General features: G+C 69.8%; 17 protein-coding genes. 2 read left to right on the forward strand and 15 right to left on the reverse strand.

Annotation, left to right across the window (positions count from 1 at the left end):
• Positions 1–11: 11 nt before the first annotated feature.
• The 14 genes from ACGH7X_RS30135 to ACGH7X_RS30200 all read right to left on the reverse strand — a co-directional run bounded on the left by ACGH7X_RS30135 (position 12) and on the right by ACGH7X_RS30200 (position 12901).
• Entirely contained in the window at positions 12–698 is a 687-nt protein-coding gene (locus ACGH7X_RS30135; RefSeq protein WP_399890736.1) for a hypothetical protein, read from the reverse strand.
• Positions 699–748: 50 nt separating this feature from the next.
• Positions 749–1489: a hypothetical protein gene (locus ACGH7X_RS30140; protein WP_399890739.1), complete on the reverse strand. Its 741-nt coding sequence runs from the start codon at positions 1487–1489 to the stop codon at positions 749–751.
• 228 nt (positions 1490–1717) lie between these two features.
• Positions 1718–2215, reverse strand: a complete 498-nt coding sequence (locus ACGH7X_RS30145; protein ID WP_399890742.1) for a hypothetical protein — start codon at positions 2213–2215, stop codon at positions 1718–1720.
• Between the two features lie 26 nt (positions 2216–2241).
• Positions 2242–3006 (reverse strand): hypothetical protein, encoded by a 765-nt coding sequence (locus ACGH7X_RS30150; protein ID WP_399890745.1) that lies wholly within the window; start codon positions 3004–3006, stop codon positions 2242–2244.
• Positions 3007–3103: 97 nt separating this feature from the next.
• Entirely contained in the window at positions 3104–4249 is a 1146-nt protein-coding gene (locus tag ACGH7X_RS30155; RefSeq protein ID WP_399890748.1) for a hypothetical protein, read from the reverse strand.
• A 134-nt stretch (positions 4250–4383) separates the two neighbouring features.
• On the reverse strand, positions 4384–5082 hold the full coding sequence (locus ACGH7X_RS30160; protein ID WP_399890750.1) for a hypothetical protein: 699 nt from the start codon (positions 5080–5082) through the stop codon (positions 4384–4386).
• A gap of 27 nt (positions 5083–5109) precedes the next feature.
• The gene (locus ACGH7X_RS30165; RefSeq protein WP_399890753.1) at positions 5110–5553 is read right to left on the reverse strand and encodes a hypothetical protein; all 444 of its coding nucleotides are present in this window, start codon (positions 5551–5553) and stop codon (positions 5110–5112) included.
• Positions 5554–5607: 54 nt separating this feature from the next.
• Positions 5608–7113, reverse strand: a complete 1506-nt coding sequence (locus tag ACGH7X_RS30170) for an ATP-binding protein (RefSeq protein ID WP_399890756.1) — start codon at positions 7111–7113, stop codon at positions 5608–5610.
• A gap of 24 nt (positions 7114–7137) precedes the next feature.
• On the reverse strand, positions 7138–7590 hold the full coding sequence (locus ACGH7X_RS30175; RefSeq protein ID WP_399890759.1) for a DUF6238 family protein: 453 nt from the start codon (positions 7588–7590) through the stop codon (positions 7138–7140).
• A 35-nt stretch (positions 7591–7625) separates the two neighbouring features.
• Positions 7626–9092: an SCO6880 family protein gene (locus ACGH7X_RS30180; RefSeq protein WP_399890762.1), complete on the reverse strand. Its 1467-nt coding sequence runs from the start codon at positions 9090–9092 to the stop codon at positions 7626–7628.
• Between the two features lie 133 nt (positions 9093–9225).
• Positions 9226–10650 carry an ATP-binding protein gene (locus ACGH7X_RS30185; RefSeq protein WP_399890765.1) on the reverse strand — a complete coding sequence of 475 codons (1425 nt, stop codon included), beginning with the start codon at positions 10648–10650 and terminating at the stop codon, positions 9226–9228.
• A gap of 27 nt (positions 10651–10677) precedes the next feature.
• The gene (locus tag ACGH7X_RS30190; RefSeq protein ID WP_399890767.1) at positions 10678–11367 is read right to left on the reverse strand and encodes a hypothetical protein; all 690 of its coding nucleotides are present in this window, start codon (positions 11365–11367) and stop codon (positions 10678–10680) included.
• On the reverse strand, positions 11367–11675 hold the full coding sequence (locus ACGH7X_RS30195; protein ID WP_281907606.1) for a DUF6112 family protein: 309 nt from the start codon (positions 11673–11675) through the stop codon (positions 11367–11369). The genes ACGH7X_RS30190 and ACGH7X_RS30195 overlap by 1 nt, the downstream gene beginning before the upstream one ends.
• A gap of 86 nt (positions 11676–11761) precedes the next feature.
• Positions 11762–12901 (reverse strand): C40 family peptidase, encoded by a 1140-nt coding sequence (locus ACGH7X_RS30200; RefSeq protein ID WP_399890770.1) that lies wholly within the window; start codon positions 12899–12901, stop codon positions 11762–11764.
• Between the two features lie 571 nt (positions 12902–13472).
• On the opposite strand from ACGH7X_RS30200, the gene ACGH7X_RS30205 reads away from it, so the two are divergent.
• On the forward strand, positions 13473–14219 hold the full coding sequence (locus ACGH7X_RS30205; RefSeq protein ID WP_399890773.1) for a DNA-methyltransferase: 747 nt from the start codon (positions 13473–13475) through the stop codon (positions 14217–14219).
• A gap of 96 nt (positions 14220–14315) precedes the next feature.
• Here ACGH7X_RS30205 and ACGH7X_RS30210 read toward each other — a convergent pair whose 3' ends face one another.
• The gene (locus tag ACGH7X_RS30210) at positions 14316–15251 is read right to left on the reverse strand and encodes a DUF5655 domain-containing protein (protein WP_399890776.1); all 936 of its coding nucleotides are present in this window, start codon (positions 15249–15251) and stop codon (positions 14316–14318) included.
• A 260-nt stretch (positions 15252–15511) separates the two neighbouring features.
• Here ACGH7X_RS30210 and ACGH7X_RS30215 point away from each other — a divergent pair, with 260 nt between their 5' ends.
• Positions 15512–17623, forward strand: coding sequence for an AIPR family protein (locus tag ACGH7X_RS30215; RefSeq protein ID WP_399890779.1), 2112 nt, complete (start codon positions 15512–15514; stop codon positions 17621–17623).
• The last annotated feature ends 6 nt before the right edge of the window (positions 17624–17629 follow it).

Genomic DNA, 17629 nt, shown 5'->3' on the forward strand with positions numbered 1-17629 from the left:
AGCTCACGGGCCTATTCCTTGTGGATCGAGCGGAACGTTTCAGCGGGGGCGGCGGGCGGGGCGTGCCGTGGGTGGGAGTGGCGCGGCGGTCGGAGGGGCGCTGGTCGGCGACGACGGTCGTCGGGGGCCGGCCTGTGGCGAGGAGGTACGGCGGCACGCTTCCGATCCGCTTCGGGATCCCAGGCGGAAGCCGGTACGGGGACCGTGCCGGTACCGAGGACGTCGTCGAGCAGTTCCCGGGTCCGGAGGACGTTGACCGTCTCGTGGTGCCTGGGGTCGCTGCGCTCGGCGGGGCATGCCGCGATCCTGTCCTCAGCGATGCCCAACTGCTCCTGAACGTCCCGGAGTAGCCCGTGGGCGGCGGCCAGCCGTGTCCAGGTCTCGAAGGCGGGGCTGTGGTGCGGGTCGTCGAACGCCAGACGGACACGGGTCCAGTCGGCGGCAGCGGCGACGAGTTCGGTCAGTTGAGGGAGAGCCCCGACCAACGCACCGTTGACCTCCTCGATGATCCTCGCAACCTCGTCGGGCGTTGCGTCCTCGGTGAGACGGGCGATCATCCCGGGGACGGAGTACGGGTCGGCGGAGGCGCTGGGCAGGTGACGGACCTGCAGGGGCTTGTCGGGGCCGTGAGCGAGCCGGATGTTGTGTTGCATCGCGGCGCCGGTGGCGTCGCCGATGCTCGGATAGAACTCGGGCACGAGTGCTCCTTGACGGTTGTCCTGGGCGACCAAGCCGGGTGGGTGCCGGATTACTGCCGCGGACCAGGGACGTGTGGCGGGCGTACGGCCGCGCTGGAATGTGCCGCTTCGACGCCGGGGGCCTGGGAGACCTTGGCTTTCGCCGCAGCCGGTGACGTGGCCAGAGCGACGCCCTGATGGTCGGGCGGCTTCGGGGAGTGCGTTCGCGTCTCGGTCTGGGGCTGCTGTGCGTTGCCGACACGGCGCAGCTCGACCTCGAAGTCGACGAGTTCCGACTGCGCCGAGCTGACGAACTCCGAGGCGAAGCCGAACCGGTCGGCAAGCGCGTACGCCTCGTCGTCGAGGTCGTTGATCTGTTCGCCCGCTGCTTCCAGCGCTTCCCGCACGCGCTCCAGGGCGCCGTGCTCGGGGTGAAGGAGGTGGTCGACCGCTCGCTGGAGATCGGCCCCGTTCTCGGCCGACCTGATTCGGTCCGTGATCTGGAGGAGTTCCGCTCCGGCGGCATAGGGCCCGAGGGGGTGTGCCGGAGTACTCGTCCGAGTCGTGTCCAGGGCGGGGGCGAGGTCGACACCGTAGCGGGCAGCGCGGAGCATCTCGGCTGCGTGGGTGGCGATGGCGACCTGGTCGGCGGACGGGGTGGTGGTGGGAAGGCGATGGCGTCGGCCGTACCAGTCGTCGATCTGATGGAAGCCGGCGTGCTTGAGGAGTGAGGCGGAGAGATCGTCGGTGGCGCTCTTTGCCACGACGCTGCCGCTGAACTCGGAAGTAATGGTGATCGAAGGAGCAGGCACGTGGGCCTCCTGGGTGCGGGGGCGGGTCTGGAGCGGTGGGCTGGTGCCCCGGCTCGGAGACGGGCGGCGGGACGAGGGCCCGTGGGTGGGCGTCGGGGAGAGAGCCCGCAGATTCTGAGATTTGGACCGGCCGAAGATCGCTGCTAGAGGCCGGTGCCCGCCTGGGGCGCCCAGATCGCCGACGGGAAGAAGGGGACTGGTGTCCCGCCGCAGCGGGACACCGGGCTGTCAGAAGTGGGGATTCTCGGTCGGCCGGTCGGCCTCGGTGGCGGCCTGGAGTAGCTCGGTGAGGTCGTCCGGCTCGGAGGAGCGCTGGTCGATCCACCATCCGGCGCGAGTGACGGTACGAGCGGTCTCCTCGATCCCCTCCCACTCCGTCTCGGTGGTTCCGCCTTCGAGGACCAGGGCGGTGTAGGCGGCGGCCAGGACCTGGTGACGACAGCGCACGCCCCAGGCGACGGCCCGCTCGGTCCCCTCCAGAGGAGGCATCCGGTACTGCTCCGACCAGGCTTCGGACTCTGCCTGCTCTTCGGCCCGCTTGGCCTTGAGCCAGGCGGCCTTGTCCTGCTCGTCGCCCTCTTTGGAGGCACGCCAGCAGTTGGTGCACTCCTGCCTGGTGAGCCACTCGGCAAAGCCCACCCGGCGGTCGGCTGCCCGATCGGACAGGTCGCGATCGGCCTGATGACCGCAGGTGTGGTTGATCGACCAGATGGTCTTCACGGCCATGGGATCCTCCCTTTACGGCAGTTGGATCAGCGGGTGTGGGAGAACGCGATGCGGGGGTCGACCGGCCGCGCCGCCGCAGCGGGGGCGCCGGGTGCGGGGACCGGTGCCTTGCCCGGGAGGCCGGCACGGGCCGGGCTGGCTGCGAGCGCGGCGGCAGTGACCGGAGATGCGCGGGGGGCGCCTTGGCCGCGCTCACGGGACGCGGTCGTCGCGGCAGCAGTGCGGGTGCGCGCTGCTACGTCCTGAGCGAGGCGGGGCTGCACCGCGATCCGAACGCCGGACCGGTGCAGGGACACCGTGGCTCCGGCGACCTTCCCCAGGGCCTCGTCACGGTCGGTCGCGGCAGGCAACGTGTAGATGTCCAAGCCCGGGTTGTGCCGCCAGCCGTGTTCCATCAGGGCAAGTCCGGTGAGCCCGGAGGCACGGTCGTTGATGGCCGCGACGATGCCGAGCCGCGGATGCTCGGCGAAGGCGACATCGGGTTCACCGAGCGGGACCCGGCTGTGGGCGGGTGCCGCATTGGGCGCCGGCGAGGGATCGAACGCGGCGTCCACGTCGACCCGGAAGCCGGACTTGCGCAGCAACGCGACTGCCCGGGCCGTACGGTCCGGTCCGTCACGCTCCTGATCGGCCAGCGCATACAGCGTGGGCTGGTCCGGAACGGGGTGGAAGTCGAACCCCTTCAACATCCATGTGCTGGCTGCGAGGTTCTTCGGGTTCGCGGCGACGATGCCGTAGACGGGGTGGTGGCCGAAGGTGAGATCAGGCAACGCGTCGTAGGGGCTGGGCATGGCGGATCCATCCGGGGTGGGCTCGGGCGCAGTTGTGGTCGAGGGGTGAATCGCTTCTGCCGGTGCGGTGCACTGGGGACTCCGAGACGGTGGGTGGTCAGCGACCGGGTGCGGACGAGGGGCGTGCGGACGGCAACACGGTCTGCGCGGACGATTCCGTCGGTGGGCGGACAGGGACCGTGCGCTGTCCGGCCGACGGTGAAGGTGCGAGAGCAGCGTTCACCCGTGGTGAGGCAGAGGAAGAGGGGCCGGTCCGCTCTGTCTGTCCCCGAGCCCTGCCGGGGTGGGCGATGTGGCGGTCGGCCAGGTCGCCGCGTATTGCTCGAAGCTCGACCGCGTAGGAGTCCAGGCCTTCCGCGATCAGGCGCAGGTGGTCCGCGTAGCGGTGATCGGCCGTGTCGCCGAAGTCCTGCCACCAGTCGGCCGTCGTGTCGAGGATCTCGACGACCCGCTGGAGAACGCCGTCGCCGGGAGCAGTCAGCTCGCTCAGCGCGGCGACCGCCTCGCTCGTGTGCGTCGCCGCCTGGATGGACTGGGCCAGGCGTCCGAGACGGTCGCCGAGACTCGTCTCGTGGGCCCGGCGAAGAGGGAGGCCGGGTTCCAGGAGCGCCGGGTCGCAAGCGAGGCGGAAGCCCTCGACCTGCAGCAAGTCGAAGGCCCGGGTCACCAACAGGCGCTGTTCGGCCGGGTCGGTCATGGCCGAAGGCAGCCGGTAGTAGTGCTCACCGCCGAATGTGACGGCGGGGACGAAGCCCGCGCGGTGGAGCACCGAGCCGGCGGCGCGTTCCTCGGCAACTCGCCTCTGCTCGCGTCGCGGCGACACGCCGAGTTGGTCCAGGCGCGTGTCGACGGCGGCGAGGAGAGCCGGGACGCTGCCGCCGTGCCGGGCGTGGGGCCCGTCGAGCGCCGAGTCGTAGATCAACTCGTACACCGCGGGCTCGGTAGACCGGTGGCGGGTGACCATCCAGCTCTCGGGGGACTCGGGGTGCTCGGACGGTGGTTCCTGCGGCGGCGAGATGATCAGTGCACTGCCGTCGGGAAGCTCGGCGTGGACGATGTAGTCGCTGAGGCCGTACTCGACGGTGCACTCCAGGCCGCGTTGCCGTAGGGGAGCGGTGAGGTAGCCGTACCGGTGGTCTCGTTCAGCAGCGTCGTCCGCGGGCGGGGAGGGCGATGCGCTGATCCACGCGAGGACGCGTGATCCCTCCTGTTCGAGGGTGACAAGGGTGTTATCGGCGTGCATGGGCTTCTCCGTGGCCGTACGCCCCCGAGCTGACGGCGCGAGCCGCTGACACGTGGGGCTGGAAGGGGAGCGGTGGTCCATGAGGATCCGGCGATCGGTCGGTTTGGTGCTGCCGCGACTCGGTGCTAGGAGCGTCAGCGGGAACGACCTGGGGCCGGCGGATTCGATGCCGTCGGCGCAGGAGGCGAAGCGGGCAGGACGCCACGGGCCTCGGAAGCGGACCGCGTGAGGGCCACCCGCGCACGTTCGGTCTGCGAGGGCTGTTCGGCGTCCACCCGGTTGGCCAGGTACTCGGCAGCCCGGACGAGCGCGGGACCCTGGTAGGACAGCTCGTGTGCGTAGTGCCAGCCCTCGGAGTTGCGGTGCTCCTCCGCACGCTCCTGATACAGCTTCCGTGAGCCCGGGAGCGAGGCGTCCATGAGTGCCATGATCTGGTCCCACTCGTGCCGGAGTTGACCCGCTCGTACCAGGGTGGTGTCGATCCCGCGCAACCGGCGGAGATCGTCGCTGATTCGCCCCTCGACGTAATCGGGACCGTCGGCGGCGGCTCGCACCCCGGCCAGCACCTCGGGCCCGTGATCGAGGAAGACCTCGGCGTGCCTCCACGCCTCGGCGTCGCGCTTCACCTTGCCGTCTGCGTAGCCCTCCTCGTCGATGGGCCAGCCGTCCTGGTCACAGAAGGAGTCCGAGACCAGGTCCCAGGCATCGGACGCCTGGTTGATGCCGTCGGCGGCGGAAGCCAGTGCCGGGAGGTGCCGCCGCCACGCCGGGTGATCGGTGATCGCCGACGGCTGGTCCTCAGCCGATGCGGGAGAAGTGGAGGAAGTAGACATGATCGATCCTTGTTCCTGTGCCGATCTTCACCGTGAGCACGGCAGCGAGCGGACGGGGGCCGGCGGCAGAGGAGCGGACGTCGTGGTCGGCGGACCGGCGAAAGCCTCGCGTGCCGAGACGGTCGGAGAGGTACGGGCCGTCGCTGCCGCTCGATGCGAGCGGATCTCGTGGCCGGTGCCCTCGCCCACGAGGTGCAGCTCCTCTCCGAGATCGGCCAGGCGCTCCGCGAGGATGCCCAGTTCGGCGGCGCTGCCGCAGGCGCCGTGAGCGCGGCACCACTCGGATGCGGTTTCGAGAGCCTGGTGCAGTCGGGCCACTCCGCCGAAGTCTCCTGTGAGGACCGTGGAGAACAACTCCTCGAACTCCTCGGGCCGGGCGGCGGCGAGGCGGTCGTTCCAGTCGGCGGTCGGTGTGTCGACGCCCGGACTCGCAGCCGGTGTCCGGACGTTTCCGCGAGTTCCGTGGTTCACCCGCGATACGGTTGAAGACAAGAGGCAACTCCCTTGTAGGTCAGGGTGGTTGGGTTAAGCCGCCATGCGGGCGTCGGTGTCGAACAGCTCGCGCTCCGCCGGGTGCAGGATGTGCTGCGTGATGAAACTGCGGCCCGCGACTTTCCACAGGCCCCGGCCCTTGGTCAGGGCGGAGACCGCCTGGGTCTCGACGCCGGTCAGGCCGAGCAGCGATGCGGCGGCGGCGAGCTGGTCGGGCTCCTGGCGGTAGATGATGCGGGTGGAGCAGTCGGCCAAGAGGCCCTCGGCCAGCACCCGGCCGCGCGAGCCGGCATCCCCAGCCGAGAGCAAGTCGGACAACCGGTGGATGACCATGAGGTTCGCGATGCCGAGCCCCCGGGAGAGCTTCCACTGGCTCTGCATCCGTTCCAGCAGGCCGATGTGCCTCATCAGCCTCCACGCCTCGTCGTAGATCACCCATCGTCGCCCGCCGTCGGGGTCGGCCAGGGCGGACTCCATCCACGCGCTCGCGCAGGTCATCGCGAGGACCAGGGCGGTGTCGTCGCCGGATCCGCCGAGGCGGGAGAGGTCGATGGACAGCATCGGGGTGTTCGGGTCGAAGGCCACCGTCGAGGGGGCGTCGAACATGCCGCTGAGGTCGCCGCGCACCAGGCGGCGCAGGGCGTGCGCGAGGTCCTGGGCCGCGGGCCCCAGGTGCCCGGCCTGTTGGCCGAGGGCCCGGTCGAGGCGTTCGGGCGAGCCGAGGGTGTGCGCGATCTCGCCGAGCAGGGGCACCGTGCCACGGGCGGCTGCCTCGGCGACGACCAGGTCGAGGGCGAGGTCCAGGGCGGTGTGCTCCATCGGCAGGAGATCGCGTTTCAGCACGGTGCGCGCCAGGCCGGCCAGGAGCAGCAAGCGGCGCTTTCGGACCTCGGTCGCCCAGTCGTCCTCGCTGATGGAGGCCGGCCGGGCCGGGGCGTCCAGCGGGTTCAACCTGCCCGGCAGCCCTGGACCCAGCGCGATGCTGTAGCCGCCGAGGGCCTGCGCGACACCGGTCCACTCGCCCTTCGGATCGCAGGGGATGTAGATCCGGTAGCCGTGGGCGATCGACCGGGTGGCGATGGACTTGGCCAGCGCCGACTTGCCCATGCCGATGATCCCGGCGAGGACCGCGTTCGGGTTCGTGAAGCCCTCGATGCGGCCGCTGCTGTACAGCGAGAAGGGGTCGTAGCAGAACGCGGCTTCCGCGTGGACATCACGGCCGATGAAGACGCCTTCCGCCCCCAGGCCGCCCTCGGCCACGAAGGGATAGGCCCCGCTGGCCGTGGCGGTGGTCATCCGGTGGGCGGGCAGATTGAGCTTGCCACCCCGGGCCGAGGCCGGGCCGGGACGACCGGCCGGCGGGTAGGTTGGCCGCAGTTGCGGGTCGAAAGTCTCCTCGGTGTGGTGCTTGGGCGATGTTCCAGCGAGGTGGGCCTTGCGGCGGGCCTCGGCGAAACCGGCTCGGGCGGCCCTCTGCTCGGCACGCGACGCCTTGTGCGGCACGAACAAGGGGGAGGCGCTGGCGCGGGTGCGGGACATGAACGTTTCTCCAGACGGGGCTGGTCAGCGGCGGACGAGGCCGGTGAACGGCGCGTGCAGGTCGGCCGGGGTGGTGCGGCGGCGGATCAGTTGCGCGGTGCGCTGGTGGCGCTGGCAGATGGTCAGTTCCGGCGCCCCTTCGGGCAGGCCGGTCTGGCACGCCTCGAGTGCGGGCAACTCGCCGGACTCCGGCCGGGGCGCCGCGTGGTAGGCGGCGTGGACGTGGTCGGCGACCTGCCAGATCCGGGTGCGGGCGGCGCGTAGCTGGTCGCCCTCGCTCGCCACGAGCTGACCGGTGCGGGCGGCATGGGCATCGAGCAGTCCGTACAGCGCGGCCAAGTGGGCGTGCAGGGCGTCCAGCTCGGCGCGGCTGGTGACGAGGGGGCCGCCGGGGATGTTGAGCGCGCGGTGGAAGTCGAGCGCGGCGGTGGCGAAGGGCACGAAGTCCTGCGCAGTCGGGCTGGCGGTGCGGGACATGAGGGTGCTCTTTCGAGGGGAAGGGGAGGCCGGCGTCAGGCGGCGAGCGCGAGCGGCATGGCGGCGGCGGTGAACGCTTCGGCCTGCTGCCAGGTCAGCGGCCGGACGTCGAGCTGGGCGCCGACGGCGGCGGTCTCCACGACCGCGCAGGCGGAACGGAGTTCGTGCTCGGAGTCGGCCGAGACGGTCAGTAGCCCCGTCAGGGCGACATCGGCGTGGCCCGCGATGAGCTGGCGCTCGCGGGACTTGATGTCCTGGTACTCGATCGAGTCCGCTTCGGAGTCGACCTGTCCGCGCCGGGCCCGCTCGGCGGCATCGGCGATCACGCTGGCCTTCTTGCGCTGGACGTCGCGCAGGGCGGCGTCCAGTCCCTTCGGCTCGTAGGAGAGCGACAGCGTGCGCCGGACCCCGCCGGTGAACAGGAGCTGGTGGAGGAAGCCGGCCGACGTCTCGGTCCGGGGCCAGTTCTCCACCCAGTACGTGGCGTGGACGGCCGAGTCGGTCGCGATGTGGTCCGCCTTCTCGACGACCACGACGGGTCCGGCGGCGGTGGGCTCGGCCTCGGGGCGGCCGGCGGAGGACCAGCGGTCCAGCGTCGCGAGGGCCTTGGGGTCGTAGGCGGTGCGTACGACGGCGGCGATCTCGCGGGCGGTGAGCCAGCCGGTGGGATTGAGCCCGGCGGTCCGCGCGGCCTGGTCGAAGGTGGAGGTGAGCTGCGCCAGGACGCTGAAGGAGCCGGTCAGGCCGCCGCCGGCCTGGTTGATCAGCCGTCGCGCCGCCTTGGTGTCCAGCGACAACGCGGCGTACGCCTCGTGGGGGGCCGCCGCTGGGCCGGCGCTCTGGATCAGCTCGTTGTAGATCGCGCCGGCCATGGGGGCGTCGGGCCGGCCGTGTTCTTCCCAGTAGCGGCGCAGGGCGTCGCCGGAGTCCGGGACGGTGCGCTCGATCACCTGGATGCGGGCGATCTGCCCGGTGCGGGCGAGCGCGGCCAGGGCGCGTCCCCAGCCGTTGACGTTGGCCTGCTGGGTGCCCGGGTCGAGCAGGGCGTAGGCGCGGGAGGAGACCTTGACCACGGCGGTCAGCGTGTTGTTGTGGGGGTCGTGGACCGCGCCGTACCTACCGTCGGGGGCGGTGACCACGCGCAGGCTGGCGGCGGTGCCGGGAAGGTGGAGGAGCCCTTCGCGGGTCGGCCGACGGGAGGGCCGGGTGAGCCAGACGAGTTGGCCGCGCATCCGGCGCAGGACGTACCGGGTGACGATCGGAGCCCAGTCCGCCAGGGCACGGCCACGGTGGCGGACGAAGACGGCAAGGGCGATCACGGCCCACAGGGGGATGAGCTGGAGAGCGCCGACCACGCCGCGGGTGAGGACCACGGCGAGAAGGAGAAGCCCGGTGAGGCCGGCGACGATGAGTTGCGGGGCGGTCAGACCGAGCAGGATGCCGCGCCTGCTCCGGTGGGGAAACTTCACGGTGGCTGTAGGGGCCTGGTGCTTGCCGGACATGGTGGTTCCAGACGGTGGGAGCGGGCGGAGGACGGGGCACGCGGCGCTCTTCTGAACGTCATGGCGGAACCCTTCTGCTGTCGGGCGGGATGGGGCGGGCCGTGGAGTACGGCCCGCCCTCAGGCGTGGTGGGTCAGGAACCCGTCGGTGGCTGGGTGGGGTACACCCAGTTCGTCGGCGTCGGCGTCGGCGTCGGAGAGCCAGTGGCCGACGGTCCGGTAGAAGACGGCGGCGTGGTCGAGGATGCGGGGCCGGTGGACGGCACGGTGCCCATGTAAGCCGCGCTGCCGCCCGGCGCCGACGTGCCGGCGACATGGTCGGAGCCGCCACTGACGCCCTGGACGGTCGCCTCGGAGCCTTCCGCTTCGTCCTCGCCGGGACGCGAGATCAGCGGTGGGATCCCGGGCCGCTGGATCAGGGCCCGGCCCTTGTCGCCGCCGGCGTTCGAATCCTCGCCGTACCGGAAGCGGGTCTGCGGCTTCGGCGGGCCGGCGTCGATGCCCTCCTTGCTGAGGTTGCCGCCGGAGGGGTTGATGCCGGAGGCGACGCCGTCGGTGCCCGCACCGGGGACCTGGCTCGGGCCCTGCGGAGCGGGGGTTCCGGTGCTGACCCGCATCGCCAGGCTGCCCGCGGTCTTCGCTGCTCCCGCGGCGACCGCCATGCCGGTGACGCCGGTGCGGTGCAGGTCGTCGTGGCCGCCGCCGTCGCTGGCCCAGTGGACGAACTTGTACGTCGCGTACGGGCAGAGCAGCACCAGGACCATCACGACAATGCCCGCCATCGCGTCGGACAGGGCCGCCATCCCGTCGCTGCTGTCGGTTTTGCCCATGGCGGATACACCGATCAGGAAGACGACGGTCATCAGGAGCTTCGAGACGATCAGTGTGGCGGTGGCCTCGATCCAGCCGCGTCGCCACCGTTTGGCGACCTCCCAGCCGCCGCCGGCTCCAGCGAACACGGCCAGGGCGACCATGATGAGCACGCCGACCTTGCGGGCGACCATGACACCCCAGTACAGGAAGGCGCCGATGGCACATCCCAGGGCGACCAGCGCTGACACCCCCCAGCCGAGGCTGAACATCGAGCCCAGTTGATCCACCTTGACCACCCGGCGGATCGCGTCGTCGACCGACGAGTTGGCCGCTTGGAAGAGCCCGTCGGACAGAGCGTCGACCACGGTGATGGCGACGGTGGTGAAGGCGGCGGCGGAGAAGCTGAAGAGGACGCCGGTCATCGTGCCGAACGCCGCCTGAGCCAGGGCGCGTTCGTCACGTCGCCAGGCCGCGGACATGATCTGGATACAGAAGATGCCGACGGTCAGGGCGAGCCCGATGGGCAGCAGCAGCTCGTAGTTGTCTCGGAACCATCCGGCGTTGAGGTCGATGGCGGTCGTCTTGTTGACGGCCTCGGCGGCGAGATCGGCTGCGCTGGCCGCCAGTTCGCCCGCCGATTTCGCGATCCAGGCCCCGAGGCCGTCGGTGACGGTTCCACCCGGGTTCGTGGCGAAGTCGACGGCGGTGCACACCTTGTCCATCAAGGGAATGCCGCAGACATCCATGGCGGTACCTCCTTCCGTGAACGGGGGTCAGGGCGCGACGGACGGCATGACGCCGACCAGGGCGCAGGGATGGTCTGGGCGGCACTGGACCGCGAGGGTGGTGGAACGGCTTTCCGCACCGCCGGCGGGCGAGCCCTTCCAGGCGATCGACTGCCTCCCGGAGACCGTGACGGCGTAGACGTACGCCTGGGTGATCACCCCGGGATCGTCCTGAAGGGCCTGGGTGAACGCGTGCGGGAAGTGCCCCTCGTGCACCTTGGCGGTGGCGAACTGGCCGTTGGCGGCCATCTCCTTCCACAGCACGGGCGAGGGGATGATCTTGTCCACCGAGGCCGGGTCGGCGTACTTCGTCTCCGCGGTCAGCCACCCGTGAAGGGCCTCCTGCAGCTCGGTCTGCGAGTACGCGCGGGTGTCGTAGGACCACAGCGCTGCTGCGGCTGCCTTCCCGAACGCGATCGGATCGCGGGTCTTCGGCGGGACCGGAAGGTCACGGGGACGGGTGCGCGGCGTGAGCGGCTCGGGCGGTGATGCGGGTGGGGAGGCAGCGGTGGGTGAACTCGACGGTGTAGCAGGGGTTTCGGAGGTGCTCCTGCCGTCGCGGGTGAGGTACGCGGCCAGGCTGGCGAGGGCGACGAGCACCATCAGGCCGATGGTGCCGAGCAGCGCCCGGCGGCGCACGCGAGATGCGCCGCCGGGGTGAGTGGGGTGCTGAACCATCAGTGGACCTGCGTCCCGAGCGTGCTGAAGAAGGCCACCACGCCGTTCGCCGCGCCGAGCAGGAGGGCAGCGCCGGCGCTCACCAACACGCCCTTCTTGCCGTTCGCCTCCGCCTGGTGACCGCCGGAGTGGTGTCCCCAGGCCCACACACCGGCGCTGACGGCGAGGGCGCCGACCACGGCGATGAGACCGAAGAGGTTGATCGAGCCCATCACCTGCTTGAGGACGTTCAGGCCCGGCAGACCGCCCTCGTTCGGCTTGATTCCGGGATCGTAGGCGAGCTGTATGACCTGGTCGGCGAGAAACATTGCGAACTCCAGTTCGGTTGAATGCGCGCCAAAGCCCGCTGTGGCGAAGCGACGGTGCGAGGAAAGGGGGAGAAGGGAAGCGCCGGTCAGACGACTCGGCGGGCCGCGAGAATCTGCGGCTTCCACGACGCGAGGGTCGTGATGCGAACTACGTCGCCGGTGTGCGGCGCGTGGACGATCAGGCCCTGCCCGATGAACATGCCGACGTGCTCGGGCACGGCAGCCGACCCCTCGGTGAAGAGGAGGTCGCCCGGACGAAGGGCGTCGGCCGACACCGCCTTGCCGTCCTTGACCTGTGTGTACGTGGTCCGCGTCAGGGTGACCCCGGCGGCCTTGTACGCCTGCTGCATCAGGGAGGAGCAGTCGCATCGGCCCATCGGGTCGGTGCCGTGGGAGTCGGTGCAGCTCCCGCCCCACTGGTACGGAGTGTCGAGCTGACCCAACGCCCACCGGATCGCCGTCTGAACCTCTCGTGAGGCAGTGGCGGGGATCTTGTACTCGGTCGGCAGTGCACCGGCAGGGATGGTGCCGAAGTCCGTCCCGTCCCCGTCCGCCGAACAGCGGCCTGCGGTACTGGGCGAAGGACTGCTTGCGTGGGCCGAGTCGGACGGGCTCGGCGACGGGTGGCCGGCCTCCTGCAGCAGGGGCTCGATGGCCTTCTGCAGGGCGGTGGCCAGCGGCTCCCACTTGGCATACGCCTCGGGGAAGCCCGACTTCTGCACCGCCTGGGCGGCCTGAGTGACGGACAGGGACTGCCAGCCGGAGACCTTCTTGAGACCCTCGTAGAACTTGGTACTGGCGTGCACTGGGTCGAGGATCTCGTTCGCCGTGCCCCAGCCCTGCGACGGCCGCTGCTGGAACAACCCCAGCGAGTCGCGGTCGCCGTAGGTCAGATTCCGCAGGCCGCTCTCCTGCAGGGCGGTCGCCAGGGCCACGACCTGCCCCCGGGCGGGGATGTTCATCGCGACGCCCGTGGCCTGGATCGTCTTGGCGTTGGGCACCTGATCGGCCGGGTCGTCCAGGCCCGGCACAGAGACCGAGCCCTTGTCGCCGCCGTCCAGGATGGCCTTCACCTGCTTGGCGACGGCGGCGGTATCCACACCCGGTGCAGTGTCGGTCGAGCACGAAGCCGACGCGGTGCCGGCACCGATGGCGAGGATCGGAAGGGCCAGCAGTAGCGAGCCGGTCGCGCAGAGACCGACAAGGGCTCCGGTCGCCTTCTTCATCGCCGCCGCCGTTCACCGGGATGGCGGTGACGGCCAGGTGACAGTGGTGGGTCGGGACGCGGGTGTATCAGGGCATGCTGCATCGCAGCGGCTCCTCGGTTTTCGTAGAGGCGCGGTGCCGACTTCTCGTTGGAAGTCGTCGGCACCGCGCCGATGTGCATCCGCCTCTAGGGGGCCCGGGTCTGAGGAGTTGATAACTCCCCGACGCGGGTTTCAGGTCACACGCGGCAGCCAGCCGCGCTCGTAATCTCAGGCAGCGCATCGGGACCTCCGGAGGCGCTCGGGGATGCATGGTCAACGTGCCCCCGACACTGCTCGATTGGACGAGACAGCACGGATAAGTACAGGTCAGCAGGTGCGGAGCGAGTCTCCTGCCCGGTGACACGGCGAGACAGTAGACCCGGATCCCGGCCGTAACAAACGACTGCCACCCGGGGCCCGTGGCAGGGGGCGCCTCCTTAGGCGCGGCCGGAATTGGCCGTTAACCTCCGGTACAACCCCGCCCGAAACGACCGCTGCTGAGCGCTGTCCGGGGCGGGCCCGGATCCGCCGTGCCCGAAGAGAGGTCCTAATGAGCTACACGCTGCACCGGGGCGACGCCCTGACCGTCCTGAAGTCCCTCCCCGACGAGAGCGTTCACGCGGTGATCACCGATCCCCCGTACAATTCCGGTGGACGCACCAGCTCGGACCGCACCGGCCGCACCGCGCGAGCCAAGTACGTCACCAGCAACAGCGCCCACGATCTCGCCAACTTCCCCGGCGAGAACCGCGACCAGCGTTCCTACCGCTCCTGGCTGACCGAACTGCTCACCGAGGCGTACCGGGCCTCGACCGAGCACGCGGTCGCCATGGTTTTCACCGACTGGCGGCAGGAGCCGACCACCTCCGACGCCCTGCAGTTGGCGGGGTGGACCTGGAGCGGCACCATCCCGTGGATCAAGCCCTCCAGCCGTCCTCGCAAGGGCGGGCCGAAGCAGGACTCGGAGTTCATCATCTGGGGCGTCAAGGGATCCCTCGACAACACCCGCGACCTCTACCTGCCTGGTCACTACATCGCCTCCCAGCCCCGAAAGGGCCGAGTCCACATCACCCAGAAGCCCGTCGAGGTCATGCAGCAGCTCGTCCAAGTTTGCCCCGAGGGCGGCACCGTCCTCGACCCGTTCACCGGCAGCGGCTCCACAGGGGTCGCGGCCCTGCGCGAGGGACGCCGCTTCGTGGGCGTCGAGCTGTCCGCGCACTACGCCGACGTCGCCGAGCAGCGACTGTGCGCCGAGCTGGCGAAGGACGACTTCGAGCTGGCCGGACCGGAGGCGTGAGCGTGAGAGCGGAGAGCCCGGGGCCGACGGTACGCAGACGCCGAAGGGCGGCTGGTGCATCGAGTAACTGATGCACCAGCGGCCCTTCTCGTCGCGTCAGGCAGCCTCGAACGCCCGCCGGATGAGCGGCGCCGCCTTCTCCAGGTCGGCTGCCGAGACGACGCGAACCTCCAGGTCTCCGGTCCCGAGATGTCCGATGCCGCGCATGTCTCGGGTGAAGCCCTCCTCCAGCTCGACCGTTTCCGGGTCGAGTCTGAGGTAGACGAGGATTGCCTCGTGCTTCGGACGGAAGATCACCGACGCCACGTTCACCAGCCGCCGGTAGGCGATGTAGTGCCGCAGGGCCGCGACCTCGACCTCGCCCCACGCCGTAAGTGCCTCGTCCAGCTCCCCGTACAGGTCCCGCAGGCACTCGGGAACGAGGCCGGCACCCGTCGACGAAGGAGCCGCCGGTACCGCCGACGCGTTGTCGGCCACCGTGTTCCGCTCCCGAATCCGCCGGGACGAAGCGACACTCGGCGCGCCGGGTGAGGAGTCGACGAGGGTCAGGCTCAGCAGGCCGCCCTCGAACACCCGGTAGCGCACCAGGTCGATCCGCTCGGGCAGCCACTGCACGGCCACGCGGTCGTGGTGAGAGAAGCCAGCCGCGATGCAGACCATCCGCGGCCGCCGCCAGTCGATCGACTTGGCGGCCTCCGCCCCCTGCACCTTCCGGACCAACGCCTCGAACTCGTGCTGCGCCGAGCGCAGCCAGCCCAGATACGAGACGGCCTGCGACATCACCCCGCTGTCGGAGCCCTTCTTGAACTCGATCACCACTGGGCTGCCGTTCTCGTCCAGCCCCAAGGTGTCGATCCGCCCCCGGTGCCACGGACCGGTCGTGTACTCCGACGCCACGAACCGGATGCCCAGCATCTGCTCCAGACCGGCCTCAACCCGCCGCTGCAGCTCGACCTCCAGTGCGACTGTCGAGCCGCGCAGCTCGATGTCCCGGCCGTCTGCGTCGAGCCGGAACAGCTTCAGGTCTGTCACCAGCGTCCCCTCCCGCGATCTCTGCAAGGAAACCAATCGAACGGAGGCGCTGGTTATTCCTTCTGCGGGCGACCCGGTCACCCAGCGGGGCGATCCGCAGGGAGCGTACACACCTCCGGGTGAAAGCGTGGCTGAGCACGATAGTTGGCCCCGACGGACAGCTGCGATGCACAGAACACAGGTAGGTGCGCGGGAGGAAGTTCACAAGGACCTCCCGCCGATAGGGTGTTGACGATCTGAGGCATTGACAGGGGTGGATCGTGAGCAAACTGCACGTGGGGTATGTCCGCACGGCGATCGAGGACCGTTTCACCGGCCTCATCGACATGTCGGACCAGGCGCGCCTGTCGAAGGCCAATCGCCATCAGGCGTTTCTGAGCCGTGGTCTGGCTGCGCTCGCCGCGCAGATCGAGCACCCGTGCAGCGACCGGGTCGCCGCCACACGAGTCTTCGACGGGCAGGACGATCAGGGCCTCGACTCGATCGCCGTGGACTTAGGAACCATGCGCTCCCGAATCTGTCTGGTGCAGGCGAAGTGGAGCGACCAGAACAAAGGAGGCTTCGGCGAGGCCGAGGTGCACAAGATGTTCCACGGTCTGGACCTGATGCTCGACCGGAACTTCGGCCGGTTCAACCGCCGCTTCCAGCCGTTCGTCCCCGACATCGAGCGGGCCTACGACGGCGGCACTCCGAAGATCACCATGGTGCTCGCCTTGATGCGTGAGGCGCCGCTCAGCGACGGCGTGCGCGAGCTGATCAAGATGAAGCAAGACGAGCAGAACCAGGTCGTCCGCGACATGGTTGAAGTCAAGGTCCTCGACCTGCGCGACTTCCATCGCGCGACTCTCGGCGACTCCGCCGCACCGAAGATCGACACCAAGGTGCAGTTGGAGTGCTTCGGTCAGGAGTTGATGCCGTACAAGGCGATGTACGGCACCATGACTGTCCCCGACCTCGCCGATCTCTATGAGGAGCACCGGCGCGGCCTCTTCGCCCGGAATATCCGTGACTCTCTCGACGAGAGCGACGTCAACTCCAAGATCAGGGAGACTCTGCGGGAGGAGCCCGAGCACTTCTGGTACTTCAGCAACGGCATCACCATGCTGTGCGAGTCGATCCATCCGATCGGCCGGGCACTGCCCGGCAAAGTGGGCAACTTCCAGCTGTCCGGCGTCAGCGTGGTCAATGGCGCGCAGACGGTGAGTGCCATCTACCGGGCCTTCACCGAGGACACGGGTGCCGCGCAGGACGGACGGGTCCTGGTGCGCCTGATCTCCCTGGAAGACTGCCCGCCAGGCTTCGGTGACCAGGTCACCACTACCACGAACACGCAGAACCCGATCGAGGAGCGCGACTTCAAGTCCCTCGACCCCGGGCAGATCAGGCTCCGCGACGACTTCGCCATGCTTCTTAACCGCAGTTACGTCACCAAGCGCGGCGAGACGGTGCCCGATTCGGCGCACGGCTGCTCCATCGCCGAGGCCGCCGAGGCGCTCGCTGCCGTCAGTCCGAACGCCCGGCTCGCCGCCGTGGCCAAGCGCGACGACAACCTTGCCGGGCTGTGGGAGGACCACAACTATCAGGAGACCTTCGGCTCCGAACCGAACGTCTTCAAGGTCTGGCGCAGCGTCGAACTCCTCCGCGAGGTCCGGGCGCAGCTGCAGTCCCTCCGCGAAGGGCTGGTCTGGCGTGCCGACGCGGCGGCCTTCTACGGCGATCTCCTCGTCACCCACATTGTCTACCGCCGTCTGGACACCCGGGCCATCGAGGACCCGGAGTGCGACTGGGCGGCGGAACTCGCCAAGGTGCCCGACCTGGTCCGTGAGTCCCTGTCCTGGGTGCTCGATGCGATCGACAACGAGTACGGCACTTCCAGCCACATCATCGCCGCCGTCCGGAACACGGAGCGGATTGAGCGAGTGGTACGTGCGGCCCTGCGCAAGCTCGACTCCGAGGAGAAGGCGCCGGCGCTCAACGAGGACTACCAAGTAGCCACGGCCGAGGCTCGAGGGCGGAAGGTGAACGCAGTGACGACCCTGGTTGCCGCCGGCGCGATCGAGGAAGGCTCGGTCCTGGAGTTCCGCCCATACAGCAAGCCGGAGCGCCGCGAGATGACTGAGTGGCTGGCGGCGGATCCGCATCGGGCCCAGGCGACGTGGAGCAACGAGGCGGGGCGTAACCCCTTGCAGTGGCACGCCGACGACGCCTGGTACTCGCCCAGCGGCCTCGCGCGGAAGATGCGCTTCGAGGCCTCCGGGGTGGACAGCTCGACGCAGGGCACGATCCGGTGGTTCGTGCCGGGTCAAGGGTCGCTGGACGAGCTGGCACTGGCAGTACGGCTGCGGGAGGGCAACGAGCCGACGGAGAAGTGAGCGCGA

This window comes from Streptomyces sp. BBFR51 (assembly GCF_044591655.1).
Taxonomy (GTDB): Bacteria; Actinomycetota; Actinomycetes; order Streptomycetales; family Streptomycetaceae; genus Streptomyces.